The following is a 14,679-nucleotide window of genomic DNA, read 5'->3' as shown; positions in this document are numbered from 1 at the left end:
GTGACTCCTCGATCAGGAGGTCGGGGCCGTTCCCCGCCTCTCACCCGTGCGTCGAACGGGGAACGGCCGTTTCGACAGCCGCCCCGGAATTCTTTCGGGAGATTCCGGGAGCGGCCACCGCAGCGCGCCGCCCCCGGCCCGGGCCCTTCGGCGTACCCCCGTTCCGGCGCCCCCGTTCAGCGGGCCGGGGTGCAGAGCAGCGCGGTGCGCAGGTCGAGGCGGTCCTGGAGGCGGGCGAGGTTGCGGCCGGTCAGCTCCTCGATGCGGCGGATCCGGTAGTGGACGGTGTTCACGTGGATGTGCAGCGACTCGGCGGTGCGGGCCCAGGAGCCGTCGTGGTCCAGGAAGACCGCGAGGGTGCTCAGCAGCGAGACGCCGTTCTCCCGGTCGTGGGCGGCGAGCGGCGCCAGCAGCCGGGCGTGGAACGCGGCGGTGACCTCCGGAGGGATGCCGCGCAGCAGGCCGGCCAGCGAGTCCAGCTCCGCGGTGCTGGCGACCGGCGCCGCCGAGCCGTCCAGCAGGTAGCGGGCCTGGACCAGCGCCGCCCGCAGTGCGTCGGAGGTCGGCGGTGCGGCGGGGCCGATCCCGATCCGCAGCGTCCGCCGCCCGGTGAGCCGGGTCTGGAGCGCGGGCCGGGCCCGGCGCAGCCGTTCGGCGACCGCCTCGGCGGGCGCGGCGACCAGGGCGGCCGCCCGTCCGGCCGGATCCGCCCCGGCGGCGTACGGGACGGCCAGCGGGTGCAGCGCCTCGGCGAGGGCGTGCGCCGCCCACCCGGGCGGGGTGTCGTCGGTCCGCGCCCCGCCCGCGGGGCCGTGGTCGATCCGCGCGGTCACCGTGACCAGCGGCTGGGGACCCGTACCGGAGCCCGCCAGGCCACAGGCGGCGAGCGGTTCCGCGAGGTCGGCGGGCCCGCCCCCGGCCAGGGCGGCGAGCAGGTGCCCGGCCGCCCGCCGCCGGGCGGCCGCCTCGGCGTGGGCCCGGGCCGCGAGCGGGGCGAGCAGCTCGGCCAGCCCCTGGAGCAGCGGTTCGGCCGACGCCTCGTGGACGTGCGGGCGCAGCCGCCAGCCGTCGAACGGCGAGTCGTCCTGCGGGCCGACCGGCAGCCCGCCGTCGCCCCGCCCGGTGGCCGGTGGCACCGGCAGGGAGGTACTGGCGACCTGCCGCCCGCCCGCCGTGACGAGGGAGCAGTCCGGCACGCCGAGCCGGCCCACCGCGTGCGCCAGCACCTCCCCGGGCGCGGTGCCCGCGTGCATCAGCTCGGCGAGTTCGCGCCGGACGGTGTCCGGTATCGCGGCCGCGTCCTGCGCGCCGGCCCGGAGGTCCCCCCAGAGCCGCAGGTAGACCCGGTCGGTGACGGCGCGGAAGCTGACCCCGGCGGGGACGGCCAGCAGCGGGATGCCGTGTGTGCGGCAGGCGTCCACCAGGCGCTCCGGGACGCTGCCGTGGGTGCCCTCGCCGGCCAGCAGTGCGGCGACGCCCGCGCTGCGCAGCGCGGTGGCGAAGCGCAGCGCGCCCGAGCCGTCGGCGGGCTGCCACCAGACCAGGCCGGTCAGGACCAGTTCGCCGGGCTGGAGGTAGCGGGCCGGGTCCTGGAGGTCGGTGGAGCTGATCCCGGTGACCTGGCGGGCGAGCAGCTCAGGGGTGCCCCAGGCCAGGCGGATGGCCAGGTCGTCCAGGTCCAGCAGGTCTCCGACGATCATCTCTCGCTCCTTGTGCAGTGCGCGGGGCGGCGACTCGCACCCGTGAGGCGGCTCGCACCTGCAAGGTTGGACCGCGCATGGGCATCGTAAATGCAAGCCTGGAGGCCGGTAATCCCTCTTGGTGGATCCTCCAGCGCGGACCCCTGCGGATGGTGGTCGGATCCAGTCGTCCGCCCCATTGCCGCGCTGCTTCAATCGGTGCGGGGCGCGCCGCAGTGTCTCCTCCGGCGCGCCCCGCACAGCACGAAGGCCCCCGTCCATGGCAGATGCGGCTGAATTCTTGCTTTCACGGCCGCAACTGCGAGTGCCGTGATGCCCGCTCGGGTACGCCCCCTCCCGGGGCGCACCGGAGTGCACCGGCGCGGCCCGGGAGGAGCGTGAGCCATGGGAGCGTCCGCGAAGGTCCGGCTGCACGGCCACCTCGACCGGCCCGCCGAGCTGACCGTCGAGCAGTTGCGGGCCCTGCCCGCCCACCGCGTCCGGGTCAGCTTCGACTGCCTCTCCGAGGGCGAGCAGCAGCACGGCTACGAGGGCCCCGCCCTCTGGGACGTCCTGCGCGCCGCCGGCCCCCGGATCGACTTCACCGGCCGCAAGCAGCGGCTGCGCTTCCTGCTCTCGGTCAGCGGCTCCGACGGCCACCGGGCCGTCGTCTCCTGGGCCGAGATCGACCCCGAGTTCGGCGGCCGGCGGATGCTGCTCGCCGCCAGCATGGACGGCGCCCCGCTGGACGAGACGGGCCCGCAGCTGGTCGTCCCGGACGACCACTGCGGTGCCCGCTACGTCAGCGGTGTCACGGCCGTCTGGCTCGGCCCGCTGGACGAGCCGACGGGTTGAGCGGGCGGGCTGGGCCGGGGCCCGTGGGTGGGCTGGGGCCGTCGGCTCGCGCGTGGCCTCAGGCGGTGGCGAGCGAGACCTCGGTCGACTTGATCAGCGCGACGACCGTCGAGCCGGCGGCCAGGCCCAGGTCCGCGGCCGCGTCGGCGGTGATCGCGGCGGTCAGCGAGCCGTCCGCGACGTCGACCTTCACCCCGGCCATCGCGCTACCGGTGGCCACCTCGGCCACCGTGCCCGGGATCTGGTTGCGGATGCTCAGCCCGGCGACCGGTCCGGTGGCCAGCGACACCTCGGTCGACTTCACCAGTGCCCGGACCGCGCTGCCCGCGCCGAGGCCGAGGTCCTTGACGGCGTCCACGGTGACCGCCGCGGTGAGCTCCTGCCCGGAGGTGAGCCGGACCTTCACGGTGGCCATGACCTCGCCCGTCGTGACGGCGGTGACGGTGCCGGACAGCTGGTTGCGGATGCTCAGGCTCATGAGGGTGCCTCGTACTTTCGATCAGGGAAATGAGGGTTTCCGATCGCGCCGCCACCCACCCTAGTGGCAGGAAAACCGCAGGTCAGGAATGGTCTGACGGCCCGTCGCAACTGCCAGGGCGGGTGGCCCCGCAGGCTCGCATCTGCCGTGTCCAACAGTTCAGCCCTTGCTGAATTCAGTAGCGACTGTACTGTTGGAGACATGGAACCGCGCATGGAACCGACCGCCGCGAACCCCCGCAACCCGCACCTGCCCGCCGAGGCGCAGGAGGCGGCCATGGAACGGGTCGGCAAGGCCCTCGCCGACACCAGCCGCCGCCGCATCCTGCTCGCCCTGCTCGCCGCCCCGCACTACCCGGCCGACCTCGCCGAGGAGCTGGGCCTGACCAGGGCCAACGTCTCCAACCACCTCGCCTGCCTGCGCGACTGCGGCCTGGTGCGGACCGTCCCCGAAGGCCGCCGCACCCGCTACCACCTGGCCGACGACCGCCTCGCCCACGCCCTGCGGGACCTGCTCGCCGCCGTCCTGCCCGCCGACCCCGCCCGGGAGGAGCACTGACATGGGCGCGAACCACGGCCCTGCCCCCTCCGCCACCGCACCGGCCACCGTCAGCGGCGCCTACCGCCGCCGGATGCTGCTCACCATCGCCGTCACCGCCGCCGTGCTGGTCCTCCAGGTGATCGGCGGCCTGCTCTCCGGCAGCCTCGCCCTGCTCGCCGACTCCGGGCACATGTTGACCGACCTCTCCGGTGTCACGCTCGCGCTGCTCGCCGTCCAGATCGCCCAGCGCTCGCCCACCCTGCGCCGCACCTTCGGCCACTACCGGCTGGAGATCCTGGCCGCCCTCGCCAACGCCGTCCTGCTGATCGGCGTCTTCGCCTGGGTCGCCTACGGCGCCGTCCGCCGGTTCGGCGAGCCCGTCGAAGTCCGGGGCGGTCTGATGCTGACCGTCGCGCTCATCGGCCTCGCCGCCAACCTGGTCGGCGTCGTCCTGCTGCGCGGCGGCAAGGACCACAGCCTCAACCTGCGCGGTGCCTACCTGGAAGTGCTCGGCGACGCCCTCGGCTCGGTCGCCGCCATCGCGGCCGCCGTCGCCATCCAGCTCACCGGCTGGCAGTACGCCGACCCGATCGCCTCGCTGCTCATCGGCCTGATGATCCTGCCGCGCGCCTACCTGCTGGGCCGCGACGCGCTGCGCGTCCTGCTGGAGGCCGCCCCCGAGGACGTCGACCTCGCCGAACTCCGCACCCACCTGCTGGCCGAGGACGGCGTCCGCGAGGTCCACGACCTGCACGCCTGGACGATCACCTCGGGCATGCCCGTCCTCAGCGCCCACGTGGTCGCGGACGACGCCCCGGCCGCCGACCTCCTCACCCGCCTGCGCCGCCGCGTCGCCGACCACTTCGGCATCGCCCACGCGACGCTCCAGGTGGAGCCGGCCGGCCGCCGGGCGTGCGGGGAGGCGGCGCACGCCTGAGGTGCCGCAGGGGGCCGCCCGCCCCCCCCGGGGAACCCCCGGGCGGGGGGGGGGGGGTGGGGGGGGTGGGCGACAAGAGCGAACCCCCCCGCCCCGCCCCGGGTGCCGCGGCCCGGCCGCGGGGCGGGGGGGGGGGCGGCCCCCCCCGGCGGTGCCGCCGGGGGCCGCCCGCCCCGGCGTGATCACGCCGGGGCGGGCGGGGGTGTGTCGGGGGTGCGGCCTTCAGGACTCTCGCCGCGCAGGATGTCGGCGAGAGCCGAGCGCACGGTGAGTGTGGCGGGGTGTTCGGCGCCGAGGACGCGTTCCAGGTCGGCGACGGTTGGTTTGAGCAGGTTGATGGCGTCGTCGACGCGTCCGGCTTGCCAATATGAGGCTGCGAGGTTGGCGCGTGAGGTGAGGGTGTCGGGGTGGTCGGGGCCGAGGACGTGTTTGCGGTCGGCGAGGACCTGTTCGTCCATGGTGATGGCGTCGTGGGTACGTCCGACCCGCGCGTAGGCCACGGCGAGGTTGGCGCGTGAGGTGAGGGTGTTGGGGTGGTCGGGGCCGAGGACACGTTTGCGGTCGGCGAGGACCTCTTCCCCCATGGTGATGGCGTCGTGGGTACGTCCGACCCGCGCGTAGCACACGGCGAGGTTGGCGCGTGAGCTGAGGGTGTTGGGGTGGTCGGTGCCGAGGACACGTTTGCGGTCGGCGAGGACCTGTTCCGTGACGGTGGCGGCGTCGTGGGTGCGGCCGACCCGGGAGTAGGAGATGGCGAGGTTGGCGCGTGCGGTGAGGGTGTTGGGGTGGTTGGGCCCCAGAGTGCGTTCGGTGTCGGCGGCTACCTGTTCCGTGATGCTGATGGCGTCGTGGGTGTGTCCGGCCCGGGAGTAGGAGGTAGCGAGGTTGGCGCGGGAGGCGAGGGTGTTGGGATGGTCGGGGCCGAGAATGCGTTCGGCCTGGGAGAGCGCGTGCTCCCAGTAGTCGACAGCGGCGGTGTACAGACCGGCGTCCAGGAGACTGTCGCCGGTGCGGGCCAGGAGTGGGTGGCCGTTGGACTTCCACAACAGGTCGCCCGCGAGCAGAGCGAGCGTGTCGGAGCTGGCTCGCAAAGCGCTGGCCAGGTCGCGGTCGGTGTGGTCGTGCTTCGCCCACAGCGCGATGAGCGCGTCGGCGGCAGGTGCATGCGGCTGCCGCTCGTTGGGCGTGGTGTCGTACGCGGCCCGGGCCGTGAGGGCGTGGATGGTGACCGCGCGTGGTCCGCTGCCGGGGCCACCGTCGGTGAGGAGGTTGTAGTTGTGCAGGACGGCCAGGGCAGCTAGGGCGTCCTCCGGGCTGACGGCCGGGGCTGCGGTCCGGCGTCCCCGCAGCCGTGACCACCACCCGCCGGGGGCGGCGCCGGCCCGCTGCTCCCCGAGGTACCGGGTGACGGCGTCCGTTGTCCAGAACTCTCGCGGGTGCCCGGCTGGGTCGAGGAGGGCGGCGAGGCGCATCGCGGGGGCGGCGAGGCCGACCGGCTCCGTCTGCTGGGCGGCGTCGAGGGCGAGGAGCAGGGCGGCGGCGACAGGGCGGCCGTAGTGCTCGGTGTCCGCGTCCCGGGGGAGCAGGGTGTCGAGGCTGCGGTTGCGCTGGTTGAACAGGTCCAGGTAGGCGCCCGTGGTGCAGCGCCTGTTGAGCACGTAGGCGGCGGCGTGCCCGAGGGCCAGCGGCAGGTGGCCGAGTGCGTCGGCGAGTTCGGTGGCGCGGTCATCCAGGAGGGCAGAGGGGAGGCGTTCGCGCAGGTAGGCGGCGGACTCGTCGGAGGTGTAGCGGTCGACATCGACGAGGGCGCGTCCGCCCGCACCGGCGGCGGCGGTGCGGAGCCGGGTGGTGGCCAGGACGCGGCTCCCGCCGTGCCGGGAGGCGGCCGGCCACAGACCGGCGTTGGTGAAGTCGGTGACGTTGTCCAACACGACCAGCCAGCTGCGGTCGGTCGTGGCGAGCCAGGTGAGGAAGCAGGCGGCGTTCTGCTCTGTCGCCGCCGGGCCGCTGCTCACGCCCGGGGCGCCCATGGTGGTGGCGGCCCGGGCGTAGAGGGCGGTCACGGTCGCGGGCTCGGTGGCGTCGGCCCAGAGAACCAGGTCCGTGCCGTCGGCCACCGCGCGGTGCGCGTAGAAGGCGGCCAGCTGGCTCTTGCCGACCCCGCCTCCACCTGCGAGCAACTGCGTCAACCCGGCGGTGCGTTGGGTCAGGACGACGGTCTCACCGGAGCCCCGGGCCCGGTCGACGGCGGAGCGGATGGCGGTACGCGGCTGGAAGGCGCTCGCCAGTGGGGGGATCACGCCGAACACGACCTGGGCAGGTCGGGCGGGAACGGTCTCGGTCGGGGGCACGCCGCTGATGGTGTGACCCATGATCACATGGCCGTTGACGACGCCGCCGCTGATCGAGTTGTTCACCACGGTCGCCGGCTGGGCGGCATGGTGATGGTGATGGACGTCGCCGAAGTACTGGTCACGCCCGGCCTGGTGCACCTGGCTCGTGCCGGAGGCGGTGGCCTGCTGCTCGACTCCGCCGCCGCTGTCGGCGGGATCCTGCTTGCTCACTGGTGCTGGTCACCGCCCGCCTGCACGATCCGGGCGTCCCCGCTCGCGGCGGCGTTCTGCCGGACACTCGTGGGCGGGGTGCCGGCGGTGCCCGACGGGCCGCCGGCGCCCGGCGCGAAGCGGTCGCCCGCGACCTGTTCGACCTGCGCCCGGTCGGTGGCCTTCGCCCGCTGGTCCACGGTGCGCGGCGGAGCCGGGGCCGGCGTGGTCTGGCTCGCCCACCACCCCAGTGCGGCCAGCACTCCGGCCGCGCCGACCGCCGCCAGCGCGCTCAGTACTCCCCACCCGGCATCCCCGTCCGGCAGCCACCCGAAGTCGGCGAGCCGTCCGACCCCCAGCAGCACCCCGAAGGTGACCACCGACCCGAGCACCGCGATCGTCCATCGTGTTGCGGCCGACGACATCCGCCCACCCCCTCGCCCGGCTGCCGCCGACGTGGCGGCAGCGATGCGCAGACTCTATCGACTGTCACCGTCAACTCCGGTGCAGGCGGGCGGCCTTGGTGCAGTTCTGTTGCCCAGCTCGCCAGGGGTGCGGCAAAGCGGTCGCCGTGCGACTGGTGAGGAGATGGTCCGTCAACTGCGGACGGCAGGGGGAAAGAAGGAGAACCCACTCCTTTCCACTCTCAACTTATAGCGCACCGGGGTCCTTGCGGCAAGGCCCCGGTCATGCTGCAGAATCTCCGCTCGAAGCCAAGATCGTCAGGAAACGGGGAGTACCGAATGCGCGTGGTGTTGTCTGCCTACGATTCTCGCGGGGGCGTCGAGCCGCTGGTGGGGCTCGCGGTGCGGCTGCGGGAACTCGGCGCCGAGGTGCGGGTGTGCGCGCCGCCGGACGAGGAGTTCGCGAAGCGGCTCGCCGTGGTCGACGTCGAGATGGTGCCGACCGGGCAGTCGGTGCGCGACCTGGTGACCGGGAAGACGCCGCCGTCGCCGGGGGGCCTGCCGCGGCGCGCGGCCGAGATGGTCGCCGCGTTCTACGACAACGTCAGCGCCGTGGCCGAGGGGTGCGACGTGTTGGTGGCGACCGGCCTGGTGCCGGCCGTGGCCGGTGTGAAGGCGGTGGCCGAGAAGCTGGGCATCCGGTACGTGTACGCGAGCTACCAGCCGGTCAGCCTGCCGTCGCCGCACCACCCGCCGATCCCGCGTCCGGGCCGGCCGCTCCGCGAGGACGTGACCGACAACCAGGTGCTGTGGGACCAGGACGCCCTGGACGCGCAGGAGGTGTTCGGCGAGGCGGTCAACGGCCACCGGGCGTCGATCGGCCTGCCGCCGGTGGACAACGTCCGCGACCACGTCTTCACCGACCTGCCGTGGCTGGCCGCGGATCCGACCCTGGCGCCGTGGGAGCGGCCGGCGGGCCTGGACGTGGTGCAGACGGGGGCGTGGGTCCTGCCGGACGAACGCCCCCTCCCCGCCGACCTGGTGGAGTTCCTGGACGCCGGTGCGCCGCCGGTGTACGTGGGCTTCGGCAGCATTCCGATGCGCGACCCGGAAGGTCTCGCCCAGGTGGTCGTCGAGGCGATCCGCGCCCAGGGCCGCCGCGCGGTCCTCTCCCGCGGCTGGGCCGAGCTGGCGCGGGTCGACGACCGGGACGACTGCTTCGTCGTCGGCGAGGTCAACCACCAGGCGCTGTTCCGCAGGGCGGCCGCCGTCGTGCACCACGGCGGCGCGGGCACGACGACGACGGCCACCTGGGCCGGTGCGCCCCAGGTGGTGGTGCCGCAAGGGGCGGACCAGCCGTACTTCGCGGGCCGGGTGGCGGGCCTCGGCATCGGCGCGGCACACGACGGTCCGACGCCGACCGCCGAGTCCCTGTCGGCCGCGCTCAAGGTGGCGCTGCTGCCCGAGACCCGCGAGCGGGCCACCGCCGTGGCCGGTGCGTTCCGCGCCGACGGGGCGGCGGTGGCCGCGAAGCTGCTGCTCGACGGCACCGGACGGTAAGGACAGCCGGCGGCCGACCGCGGGCCCGGCGGGGCGTCCGCCGATCTCGCCACCTGGCAGCCTCGGAGCTGCCTCAGGCGATCAGCACGGCCCCGCCGGGCCCACGAGGAGCCCCAGGGCGGAGAGTTCGGAGGTCAGGAACTCGGCCTCGGCCGGTGTGACCCGCAGGCCCGGGCCCAGCAGGGAGCTCAGCATTGCGGCGGTGTCGGCGACCGTCCCACCGTAGGTCCGCCGGAGGATGCGAAGGACGTGGACCCGGGCGGGCTGCTGGGCGACGAGGGTGAGAACGACGCCGCCCGTGTCCTGCAGGACGGCATCCCGCAGCCAGTCCGGGCCTCGTCCCTCGAAGCCCCGGTCCGAGCACTCGTCACACACCCGGCTGTCCCTCCAGAAGAACTCTCCGTCCCGGAGGATCTGCGCCGGCACGCTCGTGGAGGGGCGCCCGCACGTCCAGCAATGCCCCGGGGCGACCCTACTCATGCTCGGCGCGCAGCCGGCGGGGTGCCCGGAGAGGCAGTTCCGATGTCATGCCTCCTGAGGACTTCTCGGCGAAAGGATCTCCGCAGGCCGGCGCAGTTCCGGTCGTGTCCCTCGGGGTGGCGCAGGCCGTGAACATCTCTGCGGAGGTCCGGTACAGCACGCACCGGCGAAGCGGTCCTTCCGGCACGCTCGGATCCTCGAAGTCGTCGGCCGGGTCCCGGGTCATGCCGATCCGGTGCATCACCGCCTGGGAGCGACGGTTGCGGACGGTCGTCGACGCAAGGACCTCCGGCAGCCCGAGGGTGTCGAAGCCGAAGGCCAGGCAGGCCAGGGCGGCCTCGGTGGCGTAGCCGTGACCCCACGCCGAACGCGTCAACCGCCACCCGACGTCCACGCCCGCGAACGGCATGTCCTCGCCCACCTCGTCCAGGCCGGCGCGGCCGATGAACTCGCCGGTCTCCCGTGCTTCGAGCGCCCACCAACCGAATCCTCGCCCGTCGAACGCGGCCTGCATGGACGCCACCGTGGCATCGCTCTGCTCCCGCGTCAGCAGTTCCCCCAGGTGTTCCCGTACTTCGGGGTCGGCGTTCATCGCCGCCCACGGTTCGAGGTCGGACTCCCGCCACCGGCGGAGCAGCAGGCGATCGGTGCGCAGTTCGGGCATGCCCCCAGGTAACGCGATGACGAGGAGGGTGTCGATCGGTTATCTCACCCCGACCTGGGCGACGAGGGTGCGCCAGTCCGCCCGCCTCGGTGCGGTGTCCGCGTCGACGGCGGTGCGTGCGGCGGCTTCGGTGCGGCAGCTGCCGCACCGCTGCTCGCCGTCCACCGGGCGGAAGGCCCGGTCGCAGCCGTCGCACGGAACGGGCGTCGCCACCGTGCCCGGTTCCACCCGGGCGGGCATCTTGCCCTCCAGGCGCCAACGCAGCAGTGCGGCGGGGGACTTGACCTGTTCGGGCAGTCCGCTGGTCAGTGCGGCGCGCAGGGCGGCCGAACTCACGCCCCTGGCCAGCCACTCGGCGGCCAGCGGTGCCAACCGCCGTACCTCGCGGGCTCCCAGGGTCAGCCGGGGGTCGATCCGCCGCAGGTCCAGCAGGGCACGCTCGGCATCGACGAACTCCGGTTCGCATGAAGCGGATTCGGGTGCCGGCGGGGGAGGGAGGGGGGAGGTGTTCACCCCGGGTGTTACCCCCGGGAGGGCGGTGCCGGAGGCCCGGACGGACGACGTCCCGCGGGTACGTTTCCCGGCACCCGGCGGGTTGTCGTCGCCCTCCCGCCTCGCGTGCTCGAAATGCTCGTCGAACAGCCGCTCCGCCTCCGCCGCGTCCAACGGCACGTTGGAGACCAGGGATTCGGTGCGCACCTGTCCGGCCGCGACGCGTCGCCGCGTGGTGTGGAGCAGTCCGGCGTGGGTGAGTTGGCGGCGGGCGCGGTCGGTGGTGATGCGGCCGCCGGCGAGTTCGGCGGCCAGTGCGGTCACCGTGGTGGTGCGGGCTTTCGCGGGGCCCAGGGCCAGGGCTCGCACAAGAAGTCGAAAGGCGGAGTCCGACAACTCGTCGTCCCACACCAGGGAGTTGGCAATCTGGGTGAAGTCGCGCGAGGGCGCGATAGCATGCAGGAGCATCGTCAGTGGGGCCTTGTCCACTCGGCGAATGAAGAGCCCGGCCGCGTGCGCTAACACGTTGCCGGGCTCGCCCCATTCTTCGGGGGCGATCCGCTTCTGGCGGTCACGGTACACCCAAATGACGGCCGTTCAGCACGCTCCGAAATGAAATGATTACCCGTTGTAGTGATGATCCGTGCCCTTGGTGGGCCGCAGCTCGGGCGGCAGCGGCGGTGCCTCCGAGAGCTTCACCGCCACACCGCGCGCGAGGTCGAACACCGCCACCGGGTCGCCCTGGTCCGCCCAGACCGAAGCCCCGCACCAGCGGCCGATCAGCCGGAACTGCTCCAGCGCCTCCGCGTGCAGCTCGGCCTTGCCGCAGTAGTACGCGAGCAGGTGCCGCAGCATCGGCAGCCGCTCGTCGTCCGCCGGGACGGAGGTCAGCGTCGCCGCGATCGCCTTCAGTCGCTCCTTGGCCTTCTCCCCGGCCAGCGTGGAGCCGAGCGTCTTGCGCTTCTCCAGCTCGGACAGCGCGTGCAGGTAGATCCCCGGCAGCGGGCTCCCGGCCGGCGCGTGGTCCATCGCCCGCTCGGCGAACGCCAGCATCTGCTTGTCCGAGCCGAACCACTTGGCGCACCAGTACTGCATGCCCTGCCAGTGCGCCTCGTAGTGGTGCGGCGCGCGCTCGGCCAGGCCGGCCCAGAGCGGCTCGAACTGCTCCGGCGAGTACTGCGCGCCGCGCGCCGTCGTCACCATGACCACCCACGGAGCCGGATCCGCCGGCGCCAGCAGGGTGGCCCGGCGGGCCGCCTCGATCGCGGCGGGCAGCAGCTCGCGGAACTTCGCCATGTCCTCGGCCGGCACCTCGTGCGCGTACTTGGACCCCCGGATCGCCCAGGCGCGGTGCACCATCTGCTTGGCCTCCAGGGTGGCCGCGTCGCAGCTGTTCGGGTCCGCGGCGCGCCAGGCCGTCAGCCAGGCGTCGTCCTCGTTGGCGATGCTCGCCAGCAGCTCCAGCCGCGACCAGCGCTCCTCCCAGTCCTGGCCCGCCGCCTCCACGTGGGCGGCGGCCGGCCGCCAGTCCCCGCCCCAGGCGGCATCGGCTATCGCCTGGGACCGCCGGCGCCGCTCGTCGGAGATCGGCGGCCCGGAACGGCGCGGGTCGAGCCGCTCGCGGGGGACCAGGCCGAAGGCGGCCGGGTCGAACTGGGTCTTGGCCCATTCCACCGACTTGGTGGCGCGGGACTTCTTCACCGCGAAGTAGATGAGGATAGCCACGAGAACGATCAGGAAATGTGTCACGGCGGCGAATCATCCCTGGTGGGAGCGGGTGAATGCAACGCCGAAAAAGGCTCGCCGAATGGCCTTTTCCATGCAAACATGCCCTATATGGGGACGATTCTGCAGGGCGCCCAGGTCACACTCCGCCCCGCGACGGCGGACGACATCCCGGCCCTCGTGGCCATCCGTGCCACGCCCGAGGTCTACGCCCGCTGGCGCGGTGGCGACGACCTGGCCGACGCCGTCGCCACCGACCTCAAGGAGCCGGACACCGAGACCCTGGTGATCCTGGTCGACGGGCAGGTGGCCGGCGCCATCCAGTGGTACGCCAACAACGACGACGAGTACCGCCACGCGGGCATGGACATCTACCTCGACCCCGCCCGCCACGGCCGCGGCCTCGGCACCGACGCCGTCCGCACCCTGGCCCGCCACCTCGTCACCGACCACCACTACCACCGCCTGATCATCGACCCGGCGGCCGACAACACGGCGGCGATCCGCTGCTACGCCAAGGTCGGCTTCCGCCCCGTGGGCACCATGCGCCAGTACGAACGTGGCCCCGACGGCACCTGGCACGACAACCTGCTGATGGACCTGCTGGCGGACGAACTCGGGTAGCGGGAGCTCCTGCGGTGACTTCCCCCCGGCGATCCGGCGATCCGGCGAGAACGACGGGAGGTGTGCGTGTAGCTGGTGGTCAGCCCATGGAGTGCGGTCGCGAGAGTTCGCTCAGGTGGGCGCCACAGGCTGTTCGAGGAGCTCGTCCGGTCCGTCGAAGCCACAGCGCCGGTACAGCGGCGCACTACGCTCGGACGGCCACACGATCAACGTATCCAGGTCGTGAGTGCGCGCATGGCGGGTGACCTCGTCGAGCAGGGCCTTGCCCAGGCCGCGGTTGCGCTGGTCCGGGGTGACGTAGAAGTTCGTCACGTAACCGAGGGAGTCGGAGCCGGGGTAGGGACTCGGGACCTTCTCCACGAGACACACGAACACGTGACCACAAGGCCGGCCGTCCACTTCCGCGAGCCAGACACGCCACGGCCCGGCCATCCGGGAACGCAGCCACCGTTCGCACTCAGCGGTGAACCCCTCTTCGTCCTGCGGGACTTCATCTCCGCCGTCCTCCACCTTGAACCGCCAGCGCATGGCTGCCAGCGCAGGCGCGTCGTCGAACCCGGCCCGACGGATAACGACGTCACTCATGGCCACACCCTCGCAGGCCGATCTACCGGAGCGAAACCGTTTACGAGCGCCCGGAGACCCCTGGGAATTGATCATCCAGGTAGGAGGAAGGCCGACACAGAGCCGCTGGATCCTGACGCAGCGTGCCGGCCGGGAATACGCCAGTTCTTGGCGGATCGCAAGGTCGGTACCCAGGACCGGGCACGCCTGATCCAAGCGTCGAGGAGCAACTGCCTGGCACCGGACCGCCCCTCGCCCACAGTCCTGTTGGACAAGGGGCGTCCGCCGATCCGGACTGCCAGGGCAGTCACGCAGTGATCTCCGAGTGCTCGGCGACGGGGGGTCGAACGCCGGTGAGTTCGGTGGCGCGCTCGGCTAGGAGCGGGGCGAGCTCCGAATACCAGCCCCGCGCGACCGCTTGCAGCATCTCTGCCAGCGCGGCCAGTTCGCCGATCCTGCCGGTGGGCGTGCCGAGGATCGAGGAGAACTCGTCCCGGATCCGAGCGGCGAGCCCGGGAACCAACAGGCTGTTGGCGTGGAGCAGGCCGGGGTCGTAGCCGACGGGCACCCGGCCCCAGCGTTCCCAGTCGAGGAGGGCGAGCGGTGCGGTGAGATTGCCCCAGTGGAGGTCACCGTGGCCGGTCACACGCTCGATCTTCTCGGGTGCGGGGATGCCGAGGAACTGCGGGAACGCCTTGTCGATCCAGCCGGACCGCACGGTGACCCGAACGCCCTCCGCCTGGCCCAGCCGGTCGAGGGCTCGCCGTAGGCTCCTCCACCACTCGTCCGGGAGCCCGGGACCGTGAGCCAGGTCCGGCCGGTCGGGCGAGATGACCGGATGAGGGACGTAGTCGACGGCCTCGGCCTTGTAGGCGTAGGCGTCGTCGGTCCAGTCGAGCACGTCGTGCAGTCTGGGACGCGGCACGTCGTCCGACACCAGGACCGACGCACCGACGCTGCCTTCTCCCTGCTTCCGGCCCGCGTTCGCCTTGGCGGTGGAGGCCACCCGCAGCCAGAGGACACCGGCCCGACGGCTGATGGTGCAGCCGAGGAACCCCCACACAGGAGCGCTGGTACAGGTGAGCCCGAGTAGTGCCGCCGCATGGGCGTGGGCGGCTTCCATACGGAGTCTGG

The 14,679-nt window shown here is 73.1% G+C and carries 14 protein-coding genes and 1 pseudogene; 5 read left to right on the top strand and 10 right to left on the bottom strand.

Features of this window, described 5'->3' with window-relative positions:
- Positions 1-176: 176 nt before the first annotated feature.
- Complete coding sequence (locus ACFVYI_RS16110; RefSeq protein WP_387885603.1) at positions 177-1,700, bottom strand: PucR family transcriptional regulator; 1,524 nt, start codon at positions 1,698-1,700, stop codon at positions 177-179.
- A 384-nt stretch (positions 1,701-2,084) separates the two neighbouring features.
- Between ACFVYI_RS16110 and ACFVYI_RS16105 the strand changes: the two genes are divergently transcribed.
- On the top strand, positions 2,085-2,534 hold the full coding sequence (locus ACFVYI_RS16105) for a molybdopterin-dependent oxidoreductase (RefSeq protein ID WP_387885601.1): 450 nt from the start codon (positions 2,085-2,087) through the stop codon (positions 2,532-2,534).
- A gap of 58 nt (positions 2,535-2,592) precedes the next feature.
- Here the strand turns inward: ACFVYI_RS16105 and ACFVYI_RS16100 are convergent, their stop codons facing one another.
- Complete coding sequence (locus ACFVYI_RS16100) at positions 2,593-3,012, bottom strand: TOBE domain-containing protein (protein WP_387885599.1); 420 nt, start codon at positions 3,010-3,012, stop codon at positions 2,593-2,595.
- A 276-nt stretch (positions 3,013-3,288) separates the two neighbouring features.
- On the opposite strand from ACFVYI_RS16100, the gene ACFVYI_RS16095 reads away from it, so the two are divergent.
- On the top strand, positions 3,289-3,570 hold the full coding sequence (locus ACFVYI_RS16095; RefSeq protein WP_387885757.1) for an ArsR/SmtB family transcription factor: 282 nt from the start codon (positions 3,289-3,291) through the stop codon (positions 3,568-3,570).
- A gap of 1 nt (position 3,571) precedes the next feature.
- Positions 3,572-4,489: a cation diffusion facilitator family transporter gene (locus ACFVYI_RS16090; RefSeq protein ID WP_387885597.1), complete on the top strand. Its 918-nt coding sequence runs from the start codon at positions 3,572-3,574 to the stop codon at positions 4,487-4,489.
- 182 nt (positions 4,490-4,671) lie between these two features.
- Here ACFVYI_RS16090 and ACFVYI_RS16085 read toward each other — a convergent pair whose 3' ends face one another.
- Positions 4,672-7,053, bottom strand: a complete 2,382-nt coding sequence (locus tag ACFVYI_RS16085) for a tetratricopeptide repeat protein (RefSeq protein WP_387885595.1) — start codon at positions 7,051-7,053, stop codon at positions 4,672-4,674.
- A complete protein-coding gene (locus ACFVYI_RS16080; RefSeq protein ID WP_387885594.1) occupies positions 7,050-7,457 on the bottom strand; it encodes a hypothetical protein in 408 nt (135 codons plus the stop codon). The genes ACFVYI_RS16085 and ACFVYI_RS16080 overlap by 4 nt, the downstream gene beginning before the upstream one ends.
- Positions 7,458-7,775: 318 nt before the next feature.
- Between ACFVYI_RS16080 and ACFVYI_RS16075 the strand changes: the two genes are divergently transcribed.
- A complete protein-coding gene (locus tag ACFVYI_RS16075; protein ID WP_387885591.1) occupies positions 7,776-8,996 on the top strand; it encodes a glycosyltransferase in 1,221 nt (406 codons plus the stop codon).
- An 81-nt stretch (positions 8,997-9,077) separates the two neighbouring features.
- Here the strand turns inward: ACFVYI_RS16075 and ACFVYI_RS16070 are convergent, their stop codons facing one another.
- From ACFVYI_RS16070 to ACFVYI_RS16055, 4 genes and pseudogenes are all read right to left on the bottom strand, one after another.
- Complete coding sequence (locus ACFVYI_RS16070; protein WP_387885588.1) at positions 9,078-9,371, bottom strand: hypothetical protein; 294 nt, start codon at positions 9,369-9,371, stop codon at positions 9,078-9,080.
- A gap of 253 nt (positions 9,372-9,624) precedes the next feature.
- Positions 9,625-10,140, bottom strand: a pseudogene (locus ACFVYI_RS16065) (GNAT family N-acetyltransferase); the annotation flags it as partial.
- 39 nt (positions 10,141-10,179) lie between these two features.
- Positions 10,180-11,100, bottom strand: coding sequence for a hypothetical protein (locus ACFVYI_RS16060; protein WP_387885586.1), 921 nt, complete (start codon positions 11,098-11,100; stop codon positions 10,180-10,182).
- 153 nt (positions 11,101-11,253) lie between these two features.
- Positions 11,254-12,357: a hypothetical protein gene (locus ACFVYI_RS16055; protein ID WP_387885584.1), complete on the bottom strand. Its 1,104-nt coding sequence runs from the start codon at positions 12,355-12,357 to the stop codon at positions 11,254-11,256.
- Positions 12,358-12,468: 111 nt separating this feature from the next.
- Between ACFVYI_RS16055 and ACFVYI_RS16050 the strand changes: the two genes are divergently transcribed.
- Positions 12,469-12,981 carry a GNAT family N-acetyltransferase gene (locus ACFVYI_RS16050; protein WP_387885581.1) on the top strand — a complete coding sequence of 171 codons (513 nt, stop codon included), beginning with the start codon at positions 12,469-12,471 and terminating at the stop codon, positions 12,979-12,981.
- 111 nt (positions 12,982-13,092) lie between these two features.
- Here the strand turns inward: ACFVYI_RS16050 and ACFVYI_RS16045 are convergent, their stop codons facing one another.
- Positions 13,093-13,566 (bottom strand): GNAT family N-acetyltransferase, encoded by a 474-nt coding sequence (locus ACFVYI_RS16045; RefSeq protein WP_387885579.1) that lies wholly within the window; start codon positions 13,564-13,566, stop codon positions 13,093-13,095.
- Between the two features lie 286 nt (positions 13,567-13,852).
- Complete coding sequence (locus ACFVYI_RS16040; protein ID WP_387885577.1) at positions 13,853-14,668, bottom strand: hypothetical protein; 816 nt, start codon at positions 14,666-14,668, stop codon at positions 13,853-13,855.
- Between the last annotated feature and the right edge of the window lie 11 nt (positions 14,669-14,679).

This window comes from Kitasatospora sp. NPDC058218, from assembly GCF_042882445.1.
Taxonomy (GTDB): Bacteria; Actinomycetota; Actinomycetes; order Streptomycetales; family Streptomycetaceae; genus Kitasatospora.
Note: the sequence above shows the minus strand (reverse complement) of the source record. Positions and strands in the feature narration are given on the sequence as shown.